Annotated in this window: 18 protein-coding genes; all 18 read right to left on the reverse strand. The window is 75.4% G+C overall.

Annotated features, from left to right (window positions below; all coding sequences use genetic code 11):
* Window positions 1–29: 29 nt before the first annotated feature.
* Window positions 30–1,451, reverse strand: a complete 1,422-nt coding sequence (locus tag ACYVQV_RS15285; RefSeq protein ID WP_461024171.1) for a flagellar hook-length control protein FliK — start codon at window positions 1,449–1,451, stop codon at window positions 30–32.
* Window positions 1,448–2,152: a lytic transglycosylase domain-containing protein gene (locus ACYVQV_RS15290; protein ID WP_461024172.1), complete on the reverse strand. Its 705-nt coding sequence runs from the start codon at window positions 2,150–2,152 to the stop codon at window positions 1,448–1,450. Before ACYVQV_RS15290 ends, ACYVQV_RS15285 begins: the two co-directional genes overlap by 4 nt.
* Window positions 2,149–2,586: a flagellar FliJ family protein gene (locus ACYVQV_RS15295; RefSeq protein WP_461024173.1), complete on the reverse strand. Its 438-nt coding sequence runs from the start codon at window positions 2,584–2,586 to the stop codon at window positions 2,149–2,151. Before ACYVQV_RS15295 ends, ACYVQV_RS15290 begins: the two co-directional genes overlap by 4 nt.
* On the reverse strand, window positions 2,583–3,920 hold the full coding sequence (locus ACYVQV_RS15300) for a FliI/YscN family ATPase (protein WP_461024174.1): 1,338 nt from the start codon (window positions 3,918–3,920) through the stop codon (window positions 2,583–2,585). Before ACYVQV_RS15300 ends, ACYVQV_RS15295 begins: the two co-directional genes overlap by 4 nt.
* Entirely contained in the window at window positions 3,917–4,516 is a 600-nt protein-coding gene (locus ACYVQV_RS15305; protein ID WP_461024175.1) for a FliH/SctL family protein, read from the reverse strand. The genes ACYVQV_RS15300 and ACYVQV_RS15305 overlap by 4 nt, the downstream gene beginning before the upstream one ends.
* Complete coding sequence (gene fliG, locus ACYVQV_RS15310) at window positions 4,500–5,513, reverse strand: flagellar motor switch protein FliG (RefSeq protein WP_461024176.1); 1,014 nt, start codon at window positions 5,511–5,513, stop codon at window positions 4,500–4,502. Before fliG ends, ACYVQV_RS15305 begins: the two co-directional genes overlap by 17 nt.
* Entirely contained in the window at window positions 5,513–7,114 is a 1,602-nt protein-coding gene (fliF, locus tag ACYVQV_RS15315; RefSeq protein WP_461024177.1) for a flagellar basal-body MS-ring/collar protein FliF, read from the reverse strand. The genes fliG and fliF overlap by 1 nt, the downstream gene beginning before the upstream one ends.
* Entirely contained in the window at window positions 7,114–7,452 is a 339-nt protein-coding gene (fliE, locus tag ACYVQV_RS15320; protein ID WP_461024178.1) for a flagellar hook-basal body complex protein FliE, read from the reverse strand. Before fliE ends, fliF begins: the two co-directional genes overlap by 1 nt.
* Window positions 7,449–7,856: a flagellar basal body rod protein FlgC gene (locus ACYVQV_RS15325; RefSeq protein ID WP_461024179.1), complete on the reverse strand. Its 408-nt coding sequence runs from the start codon at window positions 7,854–7,856 to the stop codon at window positions 7,449–7,451. The genes fliE and ACYVQV_RS15325 overlap by 4 nt, the downstream gene beginning before the upstream one ends.
* Entirely contained in the window at window positions 7,853–8,197 is a 345-nt protein-coding gene (locus ACYVQV_RS15330; RefSeq protein ID WP_461024180.1) for a flagellar basal body rod protein FlgB, read from the reverse strand. The genes ACYVQV_RS15325 and ACYVQV_RS15330 overlap by 4 nt, the downstream gene beginning before the upstream one ends.
* A gap of 350 nt (window positions 8,198–8,547) precedes the next feature.
* Window positions 8,548–9,837, reverse strand: coding sequence for an EAL and HDOD domain-containing protein (locus ACYVQV_RS15335; RefSeq protein WP_461024181.1), 1,290 nt, complete (start codon window positions 9,835–9,837; stop codon window positions 8,548–8,550).
* Window positions 9,834–10,316 (reverse strand): hypothetical protein, encoded by a 483-nt coding sequence (locus ACYVQV_RS15340; RefSeq protein WP_461024182.1) that lies wholly within the window; start codon window positions 10,314–10,316, stop codon window positions 9,834–9,836. The genes ACYVQV_RS15335 and ACYVQV_RS15340 overlap by 4 nt, the downstream gene beginning before the upstream one ends.
* Before the next feature lie 6 nt (window positions 10,317–10,322).
* Window positions 10,323–10,685, reverse strand: coding sequence for a response regulator (locus ACYVQV_RS15345; RefSeq protein ID WP_461024183.1), 363 nt, complete (start codon window positions 10,683–10,685; stop codon window positions 10,323–10,325).
* 67 nt (window positions 10,686–10,752) lie between these two features.
* Window positions 10,753–11,217 carry a chemotaxis protein CheX gene (locus tag ACYVQV_RS15350; protein ID WP_461024184.1) on the reverse strand — a complete coding sequence of 155 codons (465 nt, stop codon included), beginning with the start codon at window positions 11,215–11,217 and terminating at the stop codon, window positions 10,753–10,755.
* Window positions 11,214–11,606 (reverse strand): response regulator, encoded by a 393-nt coding sequence (locus ACYVQV_RS15355; protein ID WP_461024185.1) that lies wholly within the window; start codon window positions 11,604–11,606, stop codon window positions 11,214–11,216. Before ACYVQV_RS15355 ends, ACYVQV_RS15350 begins: the two co-directional genes overlap by 4 nt.
* Window positions 11,606–12,433: a CheR family methyltransferase gene (locus tag ACYVQV_RS15360; protein WP_461024186.1), complete on the reverse strand. Its 828-nt coding sequence runs from the start codon at window positions 12,431–12,433 to the stop codon at window positions 11,606–11,608. The genes ACYVQV_RS15355 and ACYVQV_RS15360 overlap by 1 nt, the downstream gene beginning before the upstream one ends.
* Complete coding sequence (locus ACYVQV_RS15365) at window positions 12,430–13,560, reverse strand: protein-glutamate methylesterase/protein-glutamine glutaminase (protein WP_461024187.1); 1,131 nt, start codon at window positions 13,558–13,560, stop codon at window positions 12,430–12,432. Before ACYVQV_RS15365 ends, ACYVQV_RS15360 begins: the two co-directional genes overlap by 4 nt.
* A gap of 114 nt (window positions 13,561–13,674) precedes the next feature.
* Window positions 13,675–14,571 carry a hypothetical protein gene (locus ACYVQV_RS15370; RefSeq protein ID WP_461024188.1) on the reverse strand — a complete coding sequence of 299 codons (897 nt, stop codon included), beginning with the start codon at window positions 14,569–14,571 and terminating at the stop codon, window positions 13,675–13,677.
* Window positions 14,572–14,857 lie beyond the last annotated feature (286 nt).

A 14,857-nucleotide genomic window follows, 5' to 3' on the forward strand; every position in this document is an offset into this window, starting at 1 on the left:
GCTCCTCCTGTGGGGGGGTTCAGGCGCGGTCAGGCGAGGACGTCGAGGCGTCCGTCGGTGGTCGTGGGGCGGGTGGGCGCCGGGTCGGCGGGTGCGTCGGTGCCGGTGCGGCCGGCGGGCCGGTCGGGCCGGGCGCCGCGGGTGGCGCCGTCCCCGTCGCGCTGGCCGCCGGAGGTGCCGAGGTCGAGCTGGGCGTTGCCCAGCCCGGACGCGGCGAGGTCCCGCTTGATGTCCGCCAGGGACGCCCGCAGCGCCTCGCGGGCGGCCTCGGTGCCACCGTGCAGCTCGAGGCGGACGACGTCACCGCGGACCTCCGCGACGACCCGGACCTCACCGATCGCCTCCGGCTGGACGCGCAGCGTGAGTCGGTGGACGCCGTCCCCGAGGTCCTGCACGGACGCCAGGCGCGGGACGAGCTGGCTGGGCAGCGGGGGCGCGGCCGCGGACGGCGCGGCGACGGGCGTCATCGCCGACGTCACCGTCACCTGGCCGCCCGGCGTCAGCACGGGCACCGCGGTGTCGGGTGCCGCTGCCGCCACGGTGGCGGGCACGGGGGTCGCGTCGGCGGCCGTGCCGGTGACGACCGTGCCCGCCGCCGTCGCCGCGCTGCCGGCGGCACCCGTGCCGGTCGCCCCGGAGGTCGGGACGGGCGACGGGACGGCGCCCGGCGCTTGGGTGCTCGCGGCCGGTCCCGCGGCGGCCGGCTCGGCCGTCTGGGCCGGGGAGACGGCCGTCGGCGCGGACGGCGCGGACGGCGTCACGGTGGCGCCGGGCGCGGCGCCGGGCACCGACTCGACGCCGGACGGAGCGGTCGACGCCGGACCCGGCAGGCCGCCCGCTCCCGTCGACGTGCCCGGCGTGCTGGTGGCTGCGCCGGGAGTGACGGTGGCCGCAGCAGCGGTGCTGGCAGCGGTGGTCAGCGAGGCGGTGGTCACGGAGCCGGCAGCCGCGGGGACCGCGTCCTGCGAGGTCGCGACCTGCCCCGGCTGCGTGGCCGGGGTGGTGACCGCCTCGGTGGTCGCCGCGGCCACGCCGCCGGTCGGCTGCCCGGCGAGCGGCGTCGCGTCGGTGTCGGCGGGTGCGACCGCGTCCGTCGACGCCTCGGTCGTGCCGCCGTCGGTCGCGCGGGTCGCCGGGTCCGAGCGGCCGGACTCCTCCGGGGCGCGCGCGACGCCGGAGCCGCGGCCGTCGGACCGGCCGGGCTGGTCGGCGCGCGCGGGTCGGCCGGCGCGCTGCGGGCGCTCGGCAGCCCGCTCAGCAGCCCGCTCAACAGCCCGCTCAACAGCACGGTCAACAGCACGGTCAACAGCACGGTCAGCAGCACGGTCGGCTCGACCCGCGGCCTGCGCGAGGGCGTCGGCGAAGCGGTCCCCGCCCCCCTGGGCACCGGGGCGCGGCGCGCGGCCGGGCGCGGGAGCAGCGCTCGGCGCCACGGCGTTCAGCGTGTTCACGGGGTACCTCCGGCGAGCAGGGCGGTGACCTTGCGGACGTAGTTCTGCGTCTCCCGGTACGGCGGGACCCCGTCGTGCTTGCGCACGGCGCCGGGCCCGGCGTTGTAGGCGGCGAGGGCGAGCTCGAGGGAGCCGAAGCGGTCGAGGTGCTCGGCGAGCAGGCGGGCGGCGCCGTCCACGGCCTGGGTGGGGTCGCGCGGGTCGACCCCGAGGCCCCTGGCGGTGCCGGGCATGATCTGCATCAGGCCGATCGCGCCGGCGTGGCTGACGGCGTCCGGCCGACCGCCGGACTCGACCTGGGCGACGGCGGCGAGCAGGCCGGGCGGCAGCCCGTGCTCGGCGGTCTCGCGGGCGAACAGGTCGGACCAGCGGGCGACGGCCGCGCTGATGCCGGGCAGCCCGCCGGTGCCGTCCACCGGTGCCGCGGTGGGCGACGGCACTGCGGCGGGTGACGCAGGAGCGTTGCCCCGCAGCGACTCCGGGCGCAGCGCTCCCGCGAGCGCGCTGAGCGGCGAGGACTCGTCCGCCCCCTCCGCGACGGCGGACACGGCGTCCGCGAGGGACCCCTGGGTCAGCGCGGACGCGAGCGCCGGACCGAAGCCCGCGCCCTGCGCGCTGCGCGGCTGCGCGACGGAGGCGAGGGACTGCACGTGCTGCTGGATCTCGGCGATCCTGGCGTGGACGGCGGCGACCCCGGTCACGGTGCCACCTCCCCGCGGCGGGCTGTGGCGGCGGCGGTGTGCTCGTCGACCTGGAGCTGCTCCTGGCGCTGGGCGCGGACCCGCTCGGTCTGCTCGTGCCGCTCCTCGAGCCGCTCGAGGGCGCGGGTGGTGCGTCGCCGCTCCTGCCAGGCGGCGGTGGCCTGGTCGACGGTGTCCGCGGCCATGACGGCCTCGACCTCGGCGGCCTGGGTGGCGGCGTTGAGCGCGGCGCGGGCGGCGACGGAGGCGCGCCACCCGGTCGCGGTGGTGGCGGCGGGCATCCGGTGACCGGCGTACGCGGCACGGGCGGTGTCGGCGCGGGCGTCGGCGGCGAGCCGCTCCGCGGCGGCGCGGGCGAGCACGGCGGCGGCCTGGTCCTGCTGGGTGCGGCGCAGCCGCAGCAGGGCGGCGAGCCGGAAGGCGCGGGCGCTCACGAGCCACCCCCGAGCCGCGCGGCCAGGCCCTGCAGCCGCTGCCACGACAGGTCGACGGGGGCGGTGTCGCCGAGGTCCTGCTGCAGGAAGGCGCCGAGGTCGCCGGCGCAGGCGAGCGCGGCGTCGACGAGCGGGTTCGTGCCCGGCGCGTACGCGCCGACGTCCAGCAGGTCCTGCACGTCCCGGCGGGCGGCGAGCGCACCACGGACCGTGGACGCCCACGCGCGCTGCTCGGGGCTGGTGACGCGCGTGGCGACGCGGGAGACGGACTCCAGCACGTCCACGGACGGGAAGTGCCCGGCGGTCGCCAGCTTGCGGGACAGCACGACGTGGCCGTCGAGGATGGAGCGGGCGGCGTCCGCGATGGGCTCGTCGTGGTCGTCGCCGTCCACGAGGACCGTGTAGATGCCGGTGATCGAGCCGGTCTCGCCGGGCCCTGCGCGCTCGAGCAGCCGCGGGAGGAGGGCGAACGTGGACGGCGGGTACCCGCGGCTGGCGGGCGGCTCGCCGACGGACAGGCCGATCTCGCGCTGCGCCATGGCGAACCGGGTCAGGGAGTCCATCATCAGGACGACGTCGAGGCCCTGGTCGCGGTAGTGCTCGGCGATCCGGGTGGCGGTGGACGCCGCGCGCAGCCGGACCAGCGCCGGCTCGTCGGAGGTGGCGACGACGACGACGCTGCGGGCCAGGCCCTCGGGACCGAGGTCGTCCTCGAGGAACTCGCGGACCTCGCGACCGCGCTCACCGACGAGGGCGAGGACGACGACGTCGGCGGCGGTGCCGCGGGCGATCATGGACAGCAGGCTGGACTTGCCGACACCGGACCCGGCGAACAGGCCGAAGCGCTGCCCGCGGCCGGCGGGGACAAGGGTGTCGAGGGCCCGCACGCCGAGCGGCAGCGGCAGCCGGACGCGCTGGCGCGCCAACGGGTTCGGGGGCTCACCGTGGACGCCGACCATCGTGGCGCCCTGGACGGGACCGCGACCGTCGACGGGGCGGCCGAGCCCGTCGAGCACGCGCCCGAGCAGGGCGCCGCCGACGGGGACGGTGAGCTGGTCGCCGGTGTGCCGGACGGTCATCCCGGCGTGCAGGCCGGCGGGGTGGGCCAGCGGCATGCACTGCAGGCCGCCGCGGGCGACGCCGACGACCTCGGCGAGGACGGAGGTGGTGGGGTCGTCGCCGAGCCGCAGCAGGTCGCCGACGGCGGCGGGCAGGCCCGCCACCTCCAGGGACAGCCCGACGACGGAGCGCACGACCCCGGTGGCGACGGGCGAGCACGCCGACCGGGCGGCGTCGACCCGGGCGGCCAGGGCGGGGTGGGTGGCCAGGCTCACGGCAGGAGCACCTCCCGCGCGCGGCGCAGCCCGGCCTGCAGCAGCACCTCGACGCGGCCGAGGTCGTGCTCCAGCACGCTGTCGCCGCGGGTCAGGCCGGGGTCGGGGACGACGGTGACGCCGTCCGGCAGCGCGCCGGCCACCTCCGCGGCGTCCGCCGGGGCCAGCCGGACCGTCACGGCCTGCTCGTCGGGGCGGCCGGCGAGCGCGCGCCGCAGCGCGTCGCGGCCGGGGGTGGTCGCGGCGACGGGCTCGTGGCCGAGGACGGCGGCGGCGAGCTCCAGCGCGGCGTCCACGACGGTGTCGGCGACCTGCTCGACGGCGGGCACCGACGTGCTGCGCAGCGTGGCGGCGGCCTGCTCCAGGGCGCGGGTGGCCAGGTGCAGGGCGTCGCGGTGCGCGGCGGCGTCCGCCTCGAGCCGGCGCGCCTGCTCGAGGCCCTCGCGCTCGACCTGGGTGCGGGCGGCGCGGGCGCCGGCGGACCACCCGGCGGCGTAGCCCGCGGCGCGGGCGACGGCGGCCTGGTGACCGGCGGACGGGGTCGTGGCGCCCGGCGCGAAGGCGGGGAGCACGACCTGGTCAGGCGACGTACTCATCGTCGTCCTCACCGCGCCGCAGCACGATCTCGCCGGCGGACTCCAGGGAGCGGATGACGCTGACGACCGCGGCGCGGGCCTCCTCGACCTGGCTGATCCGGACCCGGCCGAGCAGGTCGATCTCCTCGGTGAGGTTCTCCCGGGCGCGCTCGGAGACGTTGGACAGGACCTTCTCGGACACGTCGGCGCGGGCGCCCTTGAGCGCGGTGGCCAGGACGGCGGACTCGACCTGCCGCAGGACGAGCTGCACGGCGCGGTCCTCGAGCGTGATGATGTCGTCGAAGACGAACATCTTGCTGCGGACCTGCTCGGCGAGCGCCGGGTCGAGGGTGTCGAGGCCCTCGAGGATCAGCTTCTCGGTGCCGGGGTCGGCGCGGTTGATGATCTCGACGAGCGGCTGCAGGCCGCCGACGACGGACACGACCTCGACGGGCGAGAGGACCGAGGACGTGCGCCGGTGCAGGGACTCGGCGACGGTGCGGATCATGTCGGGCGCGGTGCGGTCCATGACGGCGACGCGGTGCGCGACGTCGGCCTGCAGGTCGGGTCGCAGCCCGGACAGGACCAGCGAGGCCTGCTCGGCGCGCAGGTGCGCGAGCACGAGCGCGATGGTCTGGGGGTGCTCGTTGGCGAGGAAGTTCGTCAGCTGCCGGGCGTCGGCCTCGCGCAGGAAGGCGAACGGGATCCGGCCCGGGGAGCTCGACACGCGGTCGAGGAGGTCGTCGGTGCGGGTGCGGCCGAGGGAGCCCTCGAGCAGCTCGCGGGCGACGTCCACGCCGCCGCGGGCGCCGCCGCCGCCGGTCCCCATGAGGGCGTAGAACTCCTCGATGACGCCGTCGGCCAGGGCGCCGGGCAGGTTGCCGAGCTTGACGATCTCGGCGGCGAGCTCCTCGACCTCGGGCTCGGTCATGGTCGCCAGGACCTTGCCGGCCTTCTCCTTGCCGAGCTGGACGAGCAGGGCGGCGGCCTTCTGGCTGCCGGTGAGCTGGGTGCGCATCACGACCTCCGGTCCGCGAGCCAGCCGCGGAGGAGCTCGGCCACCTCGTCGGGCTGCTTCTCGACGAGCTCGGAGACCTCGTTGCGCATGCCGGCGAGCTGGTCGGCGCGGTCCGGCACGGGCGGCAGGGACAGCGGGCCGTCCTCGCCGTCCTCGCGGTCGTCCGCGCCCTCGAGGGCGAGGCGGTCGGCGTCGTCCCCGACGACCTCGAGCTCTCCGAGGTCGACGGTCTCGCGGTCGTCGCGGCGGCGGCGGCGCGAGAGGAACCACGCGATGACGACGAGCAGCAGGACGGCGGCGGCGATGATGCCGGTGCGGACCATGCCGGCGGTCCGCTCGGCGGCGGCGGCCTCGCGGGCCTCCTCGAGCGCTGCGGCGGTCTGCTCGGCGGTGGTCGTGTCGAACGGCATCCGGGTCACGGACAGCGTGTCGCCGCGCTCCTCGTCGATGCCGGCGGCGGCGGTGACGGTGGCGGTGAGGTCGCCGAGGTTGACCGCGCCGGCGGCGGCGGTGTCGACGACGACGGCGACGGACTGCCGGCTGAGGGAGCCGGGGGCCGACGTGGTGTGCTCGGTGACCTTGTTGACGGCGTTGTTGCTGGTCGTCGACTCCTTGCGGTACTGGGAGTCGGCGCCGGCGCCACCGGCGGGCACCTGGATGTTGTCGGGGCCGAGGACGCCGCCGGCCATCGCGCCGCCGCCGGTGTACTCCTCGGTGGTGGTGCTGGACGACAGCGGGGGCACGCCCTCCTCGGCGGTGAACGTCTCGCTGGTGCGGTCGGTCGCGTCGAAGTCGAGCTCCGCGGTGACCGTGGCGACCGCGTTGCCCGGTCCGACGACCCGGTCGAGCACCTCCTGCACGGCGCCGGTGACGCGCGCCTCGTAGTCGGTGGTCTGCTGGTCGCGCAGGCCGCCGGCGGCACCGGCGCCCTGGCCGGCGGCGGACAGCAGGGCGCCCGCGCCGTCGACGACGGTGACGTCGTCCGGGGACATCCCCTCGACGCTGGAGGCGACCAGGTGGACGACGGACTGCACCTGCTGGGGCGGGAGGGTGGAGCCGGCGCGGGTCTCCACGAGCACGGACGCGGTCGGCGCCTTCGTCTCGTCGAGGAAGACGTCCTTGGCCGGGATGGCGAGGTGGACGACGGCCGCCTCGACCCCGGTGATGGAGGAGATGGTCCGGGACAGCTCGCCCTCCAGGGCGCGCTGCCAGGTGACCTGCTGCTGGAACTGCGAGGCGGTCACGCCCTGCTCGTCGAGGAGGGCGTAGCCGGTGTCGGAGCTGCTCGGCAGCCCGGCGGACGCCATCGCGAGCCGCAGCCGGTGCACGTCCTCGCGGGGCACCATGACGCTGCTGCCGCCGTCGGCGAGCTCGTAGGTGACGCCCTGGCTGTCGAGCTCGTCGACGATCGCGCTGGCGTCGGTGGAGGCGAGGTTGCTGAACAGCGGCGTGAGGGTCGGGGTGCTCGCCCAGCGGAAGAAGGCCAGGCCGCCGAGCAGCAGGACCGCGACGCCGATCGCCGCGATGAGCTTCTGTGGGGTGCTGAAGTCGCTGACGGTGCCACCGGCACGGCGCAGGGACCCCAGGAGACGCTGCTGCATCAGGCCTGCAACCTCATGATCTCGGAGAAGGCCTCGACGGCCTTGTTGCGGACGGCGACGGTGAGCTCGGTGGTCAGCCGCGCCTGGGTGGCGGCGATCGTGTAGTCGTGGACGTCGGTGAGGTCACCGGTGGCGGCCTGGACGGCGAGCCGGTCCACGTCGCTCTGCATCGCCTGGAGGTTCTCCATGCTGCGGTTCACGGCGGCGGCGAACCCGGCGGCGGACGCCGGCCCGGCGCCGTCCGCGGGCGGGTTCTGCAGGGCGCGGGCCGCGGCGGTCACGCCACCGAGACCGGTGACGCCGCTGACGCCGGCGACGCCCTCGACCCCGGCGATCACGCGCCACGCCCGATGCTCAGGGCCGTCTGGTACGAGTCCTTGGCGCGCTCCACCACGGCGAGGTTCGCCTGGTAGCCGCGCTGGGCCATGATCAGCTGGGTCATCTGGGACCCCAGGTCGATGTCGGGGTACACGACGTTGCCGTCCTCGTTCGCGAGCGGGTGGTCGGGCTCGTAGACCATCCGGCCCTCACCGGGGCCGAGGGCGATGCCGGCGACCTGGACGCCGCCGGTGCCGCTGCCGTAGTCGACGGCCTGGGCGAGGACGTAGCGGGCGCGGAAGGCCTCGCCCCCGACCTCGGTGGCGTTGTTGATGTTGGCGATGTTGTCGGAGACGGCGTCCATCCACTTGCGGTAGACGGTCACACCGGTCCCGGCGACGCCGATGGCGTTGAAGAGGCTCACGACTGGGTCCTCAGGGAGCTGCGGAGCAGGGAGAAGCGGTCGTCCATCGCCTTGACGACGAGCTGGTACCGCAGCCCGGTGTCGATGTTCGACAGCACCTCGCGGTCGAGGTTGACGTTGTTGCCGTCGAGCCGGGTGGGCTCCAGGGAGCGGGCGGTGGTGGGGGCGGCCGAGCCGGTGCCGAAGCCCACGGCGCTGCGCAGGGCGTCCTCGAACTGCACGCGACCGGCGAGGAAGCCGGGCGTCTGGATGTTCGCGACGTTGTCGGCGATGACGCGCTGGCGTGCGGCGAGTCCGGTCATCGCGGAGTGCAGCGCGGTGTTCGTGACGTCGTTGAGCACGGGTCGGGGACCCCCTCGGGTACGGTCGTCGGAGCTGCCCCAGTGGTACGGGGAAGCACTAGCGGCGGCCGATCCGTGGCCCTCAGTGAGCGATCCTTGCTCGTAGTGACCATCGGTCCCCCGGCGGGTGACTTGAGCCCTCATCGGTCCGGGATCCGCACCGACCCCGTTCGGCCCAATCCCGTCGTCACCCGGCGTGTCGGCAATGCCACGACCCCTGTGCTCACCCAGCCGTCCTTTGCTCACCGGCTGCTCGGTTCGGAACGGCCGAACCGAGCAACCGGTGAGCAAAGCGGGCACCGGTGAGCAAAGGGGTCAGGGTGGGAGGGGGGAGGGGTGAGGGGGCGGCCTCAGTCCAGGGCGGTGCTGACGGTCTCCAGGGCGTACGCCCACGCCCGCAGGTACGCGCGCGACAGGTCGAACGGGGTGATCCCGCACCGGTCACCGGCGTCGCGCTCGTCCAGCTCGTGCGCCTCCACGGTCCGGACGACGGCCCCGAGCGGCCCGAGGCCGTCGACGAGCGCGACCTGCATCTCGACGTCCATCCCGGCGCCGGTGGCGACCTGCGCGACGTCCGTGCGCAGCACCTGCGCCACCCCGGACAGCAGGCCGGCCGTGTACGCGGTGGACGGGTCGACGTCGACGAAGCGCGCGACCGTCTCCGCGCAGCGGGCACGGGCCAGGATCAGCACCAGGTCGTCCCTGCGGCTGGGCGTCAGACCCCCCATCAGCGTCAGCATCACCCACGCCGACAGCGCCGGCGGGCCCAGCATCACGACCGCCTGGCGCAGCGAGGTGATGCTGCGCAGCGTGGCGCTCGACGCCGAGTTCGCCGTCCGCAGCACCCGCAGGCTCAGCCCGGGGTCGGTGGCGACGACGCGCTCGATGTCCGACGTCGTCGACCGCGGGTCGTTGAGCGTGCGCAGCAGCCGCAGGCAGGCGATCTGGGTGGGCGACAGGCGGGTCGCCTCCAGCACCAGCGGGCGCTGGAAGCAGTACCCCTGGAACAGGTCGAAGCCGGCGTCGGTGCACACCTGCAGCAGCGGCGCGTCCTCGATCCGCTCGGCGAGCAGCTGCACCTCCGGGGCGCGCCGGCGCACCAGCGCGACGACCTCGTCGAGGGGGCGAGTGAGGCTGAGGACGTCGACCTTGACGACGTCGACGAGGTCGAGCAGCGGCAGCCGGTGCTCCTCGCCGGTGAAGTCGTCCAGGGCGAGCCTGAAGCCGCGCTGCCGCAGCGACCGCAGGCCGGCGACCAGGTCGTCGTCCACCTCGACGTGCTCGAGCACCTCGAGGACCACGCCGTGCGGGCCGAACGGCAGGGGCAGGTCACCGAGGAGGAACGCGCGGGTCATGTTGAGGTACAGCGGACGCCCGCCGCCGAGCTGCTTCATCCCGAAGTCGCCGAACGTCGCGGCGATGACCTGGGACGTCGCGCGGTCCTGCTCGGTCGTGGCCAGCCGGCCCTCGGGCCCCGGGCCGGGCGCCGTCAGGCCGGAGCCGTCGTCGGCCAGGCCGCGGAACAGCAGCTCGTGCGCGACCAGGGCGCCGTTGCGGTCGTAGATGCCCTGACGGCCGACCCGCGAGTGCGGGGACGGCGTCACGTCCACCGGCGCGACCGGAGCGTCCACCGTGCTCACGCCCCGACCGCGGACACGATCGACAGGCCGCCGCCGCCGTAGCCCTTCACGTCGAGCTGCAGGTCGCGGCGGGAGCCGAGGGTGCCGGCCCACTGCGCGGCGTCGCCGGGGACCGGGTCGCCGGCGGCGTACACGGCGTACAGGCGCTGGTGGACGCCCGCGGCGTCGGCCAGCACCTGGGCGAGCACGTTGAGCACCTCGGCGGTGTTCTCGTGCAGGTTGTCGGCGACGACGCCGTCCTCGATCGAGGCGTCGGCGCCGCCCTTGGGCACCAGGCCGAGGGCAGCGCCCACGTAGCAGGTGAGGTCCAGGTCCATGAGGACGACGGACGCCAGCTGGTTCTGCGGGTCGACGTAGACGGCGACGGTCGGGGCGGGCACGGTGTCCAGCGCGACGGCGTCACCGGCCTCGGTGTCGACGTCGCGGCCGAGCAGGCCCTCCATGACGTCCTTGACGGCCTTGATCGAGGGAAGGGACATCTCAGGTCACCCCAGCACCGGGTCGAGGGCGTCGCGGAACGTGTCCGCGTCGAAGGGCTTGGCGATGAGGAACAGCGCGCCGGCGTCCGCCGCGGTCTCGCGCATCTCCGGCGAGCCCTCGGACGTGACGAACCCGAACGGGACGTCGTTGCCCGCGGCACGCAGCGCGCGCAGCAGCTCGATGCCCGTCATCTCGGGCATGTTCCAGTCGGACAGGACGAGGTCGGGCGCCTCCTCGTCGATCTTCTCGAGGGCGTCGGCACCGTCGGTCGCCTCCACGACGTCGTGGCCGGCGTACCCGGCCTGACGCATGGTCCGGACGACGATCTGGCGCATGACGCGGCTGTCGTCGGCGATGACGATCTTCATGGCGTTGCTCCTGGTGTGCGGGCGTGGGGGTCGTGCGGGTGGTTCCGACCCGGCGCGGGCGCCGGGTTCAGTGGTGGTGGTGGACGGCGACCTCGACGCCACCGCCGTCCCAGCGGGTCACGACCCGCCGGACCGTCGTGCCGGTGGCGTCGGCGGGTCCGGGCAGCACGCTGGGCAGCCCGAGCTGGCTGGGACCGGGCAGCAGCGCCTTGACGCTGCCCCCGAGCACGTTGACGACCTCGCCGAAGGCGTCCTCGACGTCGACCGGGTCGACGTCGTTCCCGGGCTCCAGGTCGAGCATCCGCACCGCCATCTGCTCGACGGCGGTCCGCGGCGCGCAGACGCTGACGGCACCGCTGAACGCGCCGGTGAGCTGGATCTGCGCGGCGAGCAGGTCGCCGTCCGTGCACGCCGCGTCGTCCGCGAGCCGCTCGGCGGGCGCGCCGAGCAGGGACTCCCACACCTGCTCGACCATGCTCCAGAGCGCCTCGTCGGACAGCGTCTCCTCGGGGGCGAGGGGGTTTCCGGTCACAGGGACGCTCCCGTGGTCTGCGCCGGGACGAGGCCGAGGAGCTCGAGCTTCTCGCGCAGCGCGTCCGGCGTGAACGGCTTGATCAGGTACTCGTGCGCGCCCGCGGCCAGCGCCCGGACGATCTGGGAGTGCTCGCTCTCGGTGGTGACCATCATCAGCGTCACGTCCCGCCAGTCGCGGTTGTCCCGGACGCGGGTGACGTACGTCAGCCCGTCCATCACCGGCATGTTCCAGTCGACGCACGCCAGGTCGGGCAGGGGACCGGCGACCATGGCGTCGAGCGCCTCCTGGCCGTTCTCGGCCTCCACCACCTCGTACCCGAGGTCCGTGAGCACCCGGCTGACGATGCGGCGCATCGTCCGGGAGTCGTCGATCACCAGCGCGCGCATCACGACACGTCCTTCCGCGGTCGGTACATGGAGGAACGCCCTGCGGGGACCCGCTCCCAGGCGTCGTCCACTCCCATGGTCATCTCGGCGGCGCCGAGGAAGAGGTAGCCGTCCGGGGCCAGGACCTTGCGGACCTGGGCCAGGACCTGTCGCTTCGTCGCGACGTCGAAGTAGATGAGCACGTTGCGCAGGAAGACCACGTCGAACGTGCCGAGCGGCGGGAACGGCCTGATCAGGTTGAGGGTCCGGAACGTCACCATCCGGTTGAGGTCGGGCGAGATCCGCCAGTCGGCGCCGTCCCGGGTGAAGTGCCGGACGAGCTGGGTGACCGGCAGGCCGCGGTTGACCTCGAGCTGGGTGTACCGGCCCTCGCGGCCGCGGGCCACGACCTCCTCGGACAGGTCGGTGGCCAGGATCTCGACGTCCCAGCCGGCGAGCGACTGGTTCTCCAGCACCGTCATGGCGACGCTGTAGGGCTCCTGGCCGGTGGAGCAGGCCGCGGCCCAGACCCGCAGCCGGCGCTTGCCGGCACGTGCGGCGGCCAGCTCGGGCAGGACGGTCGAGGCCAGCGCTGCGAACGGGTCGCCGTCGCGGAACCACGACGTCTCGTTGGTGGTGAGCGCCTCGACGACGCTCTTGCTGGCGGCCAGGTCGGGCCGGGTGCGCAGCCGCGTGATGTACGCGTCGACGTCGGTGGCACCGGCCTTGCGGGCCAGCGGCAGCAGCCGCGACTCGACGAGGTACTCCTTGCCGCGCTCGAGGACGATGGCGCTCTCGCGCAGGACGAGCTCGCGGACGAAGCCGAAGGACTCGGGGGCGATGGTCACCGGGCACCTCCTCGCGTGGCGGTGGCGAAGGCGACGCGCCGGCCGGTCGGGTCGCCGGTGAGGCGCTGCGCGACCGCGGGCCCGAGGTCGTCGAGCGGCAGCACCTGCTCGGCCAGGCCGGCGGTGGCGACGGCGCCGGGCATCCCCCAGACGACGGACGTGTGCTCGTCCTGGACGAGGACCGCGCCGCCGTCGGCGACGACGCGCTCGGCGCCGCGCCGTCCGTCCGAGCCCATGCCGGTCAGGACGACGGCCAGCACGCGCGCGCCGTACACGTCGGCGACGGACCGGAACAGGACGTCGACGGCGGGCCGGCAGAAGTTCTCCGGCGGGCCCTGGTGGGTCCGGGTCAGCACCCCGTCGCCGCGGCGGGCGACCTCGAGGTGGTGGTCGCCGGGGGCGATGTGCACGACCCCGGGCAGCAGCCGCTCGCCGCCGGCGGACTCGACGACGGTCAGCGGCAGCTGGCGGTCGAGGCGCTGGGCGAACTGGCGGGTGAACACCGGGGGCATGTGCTGGACGACGACGACGGGCACCGGGAGGTCGGCGGGCAGCGCCGCCAGGAAGGTGGCCAGGGCGTCCGGCCCGCCGGTGGAGCAGCCGATGGCGAGGACCTGGAACGGGTCGCGGTGCGTGCGGGGCGTCGCCAGCCGCAGCGGCGCGCCGGCGGGGGCGGCGGCGGGTCCGGCGGGCGAGCCGGGGCCGAGGCGGCCACGCGCCCGGGGGACGAGCGCCTTGATCCGGGGGATCAGCTGGTCGCGCACCTGCGCCATGGACTCGCCGACGCTGCCGACGTTGGCCGGCTTGGTGACGTAGTCGTTCGCGCCTGCGGCCAGGGCGTCGAGAGTGGCGGCCGCCCCGCGGTCGGTCAGGGTGCTGAACATGATGATCGGCACCTTGCTGCCGGACGCGCGGATGGACCGCACGGCCTCGATGCCGTTCACGTCGGGCATCTCGACGTCCATCGTGACGACGTCGGGGGCGACCTGCTGGAGCTTGCTCAGCGCCAGCCGACCGTTGGCTGCCGTGCCGACGACCTCGATCTCGGGGTCCCCGGTGAGCACGTCGCCGACGAGGCGGCGCACGACGACCGAGTCGTCGACCACCAGCACCTTGATCCGGGACACCGCACGCTCCTCTTCCCGCCGCGTCGGACGAGTCGAGGCGGTCGAACCTCCCATCGGCGGCGGGTCGGGCCACCTGAGGGGTTTCGACGCGTCCCGGCGAGGGGCGCCGGAGGGTCAGTCGGTGCCGAGGACGGCCCGCCAGGGCCGCGTCAGGACGTCCCAGTCGTGTTCGGCGAGCAGGTCGCGGACGACGTGCGCCTGCACGACGCCGCTGAGGGCGTTCCACACGCCGTAGGACCCGTCGCGGGGGGTGAAGCCGGCGTCCCGGAACGCGCCGACGGCGAGCAGCTGGGCGAGGGCGGCGGTCCGGACGCGCCCGGACAGGTGGGCCGCCCAGCTGGCCTGGTGCATCGCGGGTGCCCACTCCTCGGTGCGGGTGCGCTGCTCGTCCGCGGCGGCACGCCACGCGTCGCGGGCGGACGCGGACGGCGTCGCGAACCGGGTGAGGACGTCCGCCACCTCCGGGCCGAGGGCGTCGGCGACATCGGGGTCGTCGTCCCGGCCGACGGCGGACAGGTACGGGTGCACGAGCTCGCGGCGCTGCGAGGCGGGGAGCACCTCGGCGCAGTACGCGGAGGCGGCGGCGTCGACGAGGACGTCGGCGGCCTGGGCGGCGAAGCCCTCCTGCGTGGCGACGTCCCCGGCCGACGTCCACGTCCAGTCGAGGACGTCGTGGCGGACGAGGCGGTCGAGGGCGTCGAGGTCGCCGAGCGGGGCGCGCTCGAGCCGGCGCAGGACGGCGGTGCTCGCGACGGGCTCACCGCGGACGGCGAGCTCGAGGGCCGGTCCCGCGAGCCGGATGGCGTCGCGCACGGTGTCGCGCGGGGACACGGTGCGGATCTCCTGCCAGCGCAGCGCGCGGCCGTGGCCGGGGTGGGCGCGGGCGATCCGCTGCAGCTCGACGGGGCCGCTGCGCAGCGCGGTGACGAGGACGGCGGCCACCTGCTCACCGCACGGCATCCGCACCAGGTCGAAACCGAGCGACGCCGCACTGACCAGCGAGTACGTCATGTCCCCACCTGCCCCTCGTGCCCCCGGGTGCCTGCGGACGCCGGCCGGGCACGTGCCGCCGGCGTCTGGCCCGAGCATCACCGCCCGTGCGGGGGGTGACAACCTCTGGGCGCCCGCTTGGCCCGGGTGGGTGACGACGGGGACACGCTGCGTACCCGTAGGCGCCGGGGGGCGGTGCGGGCAGGTCGGGTGGTGTCAGACGGTGAAGCGGGTGACCTGGGTGCGCAGGTCGGTGGCCATCGCGGCCAGCTCCTCGATCGCGGCCTGGGTCTGGGCGACCGCCTGC

The sequence above is a fragment of the Thalassiella azotivora genome (genome assembly GCF_054781695.1).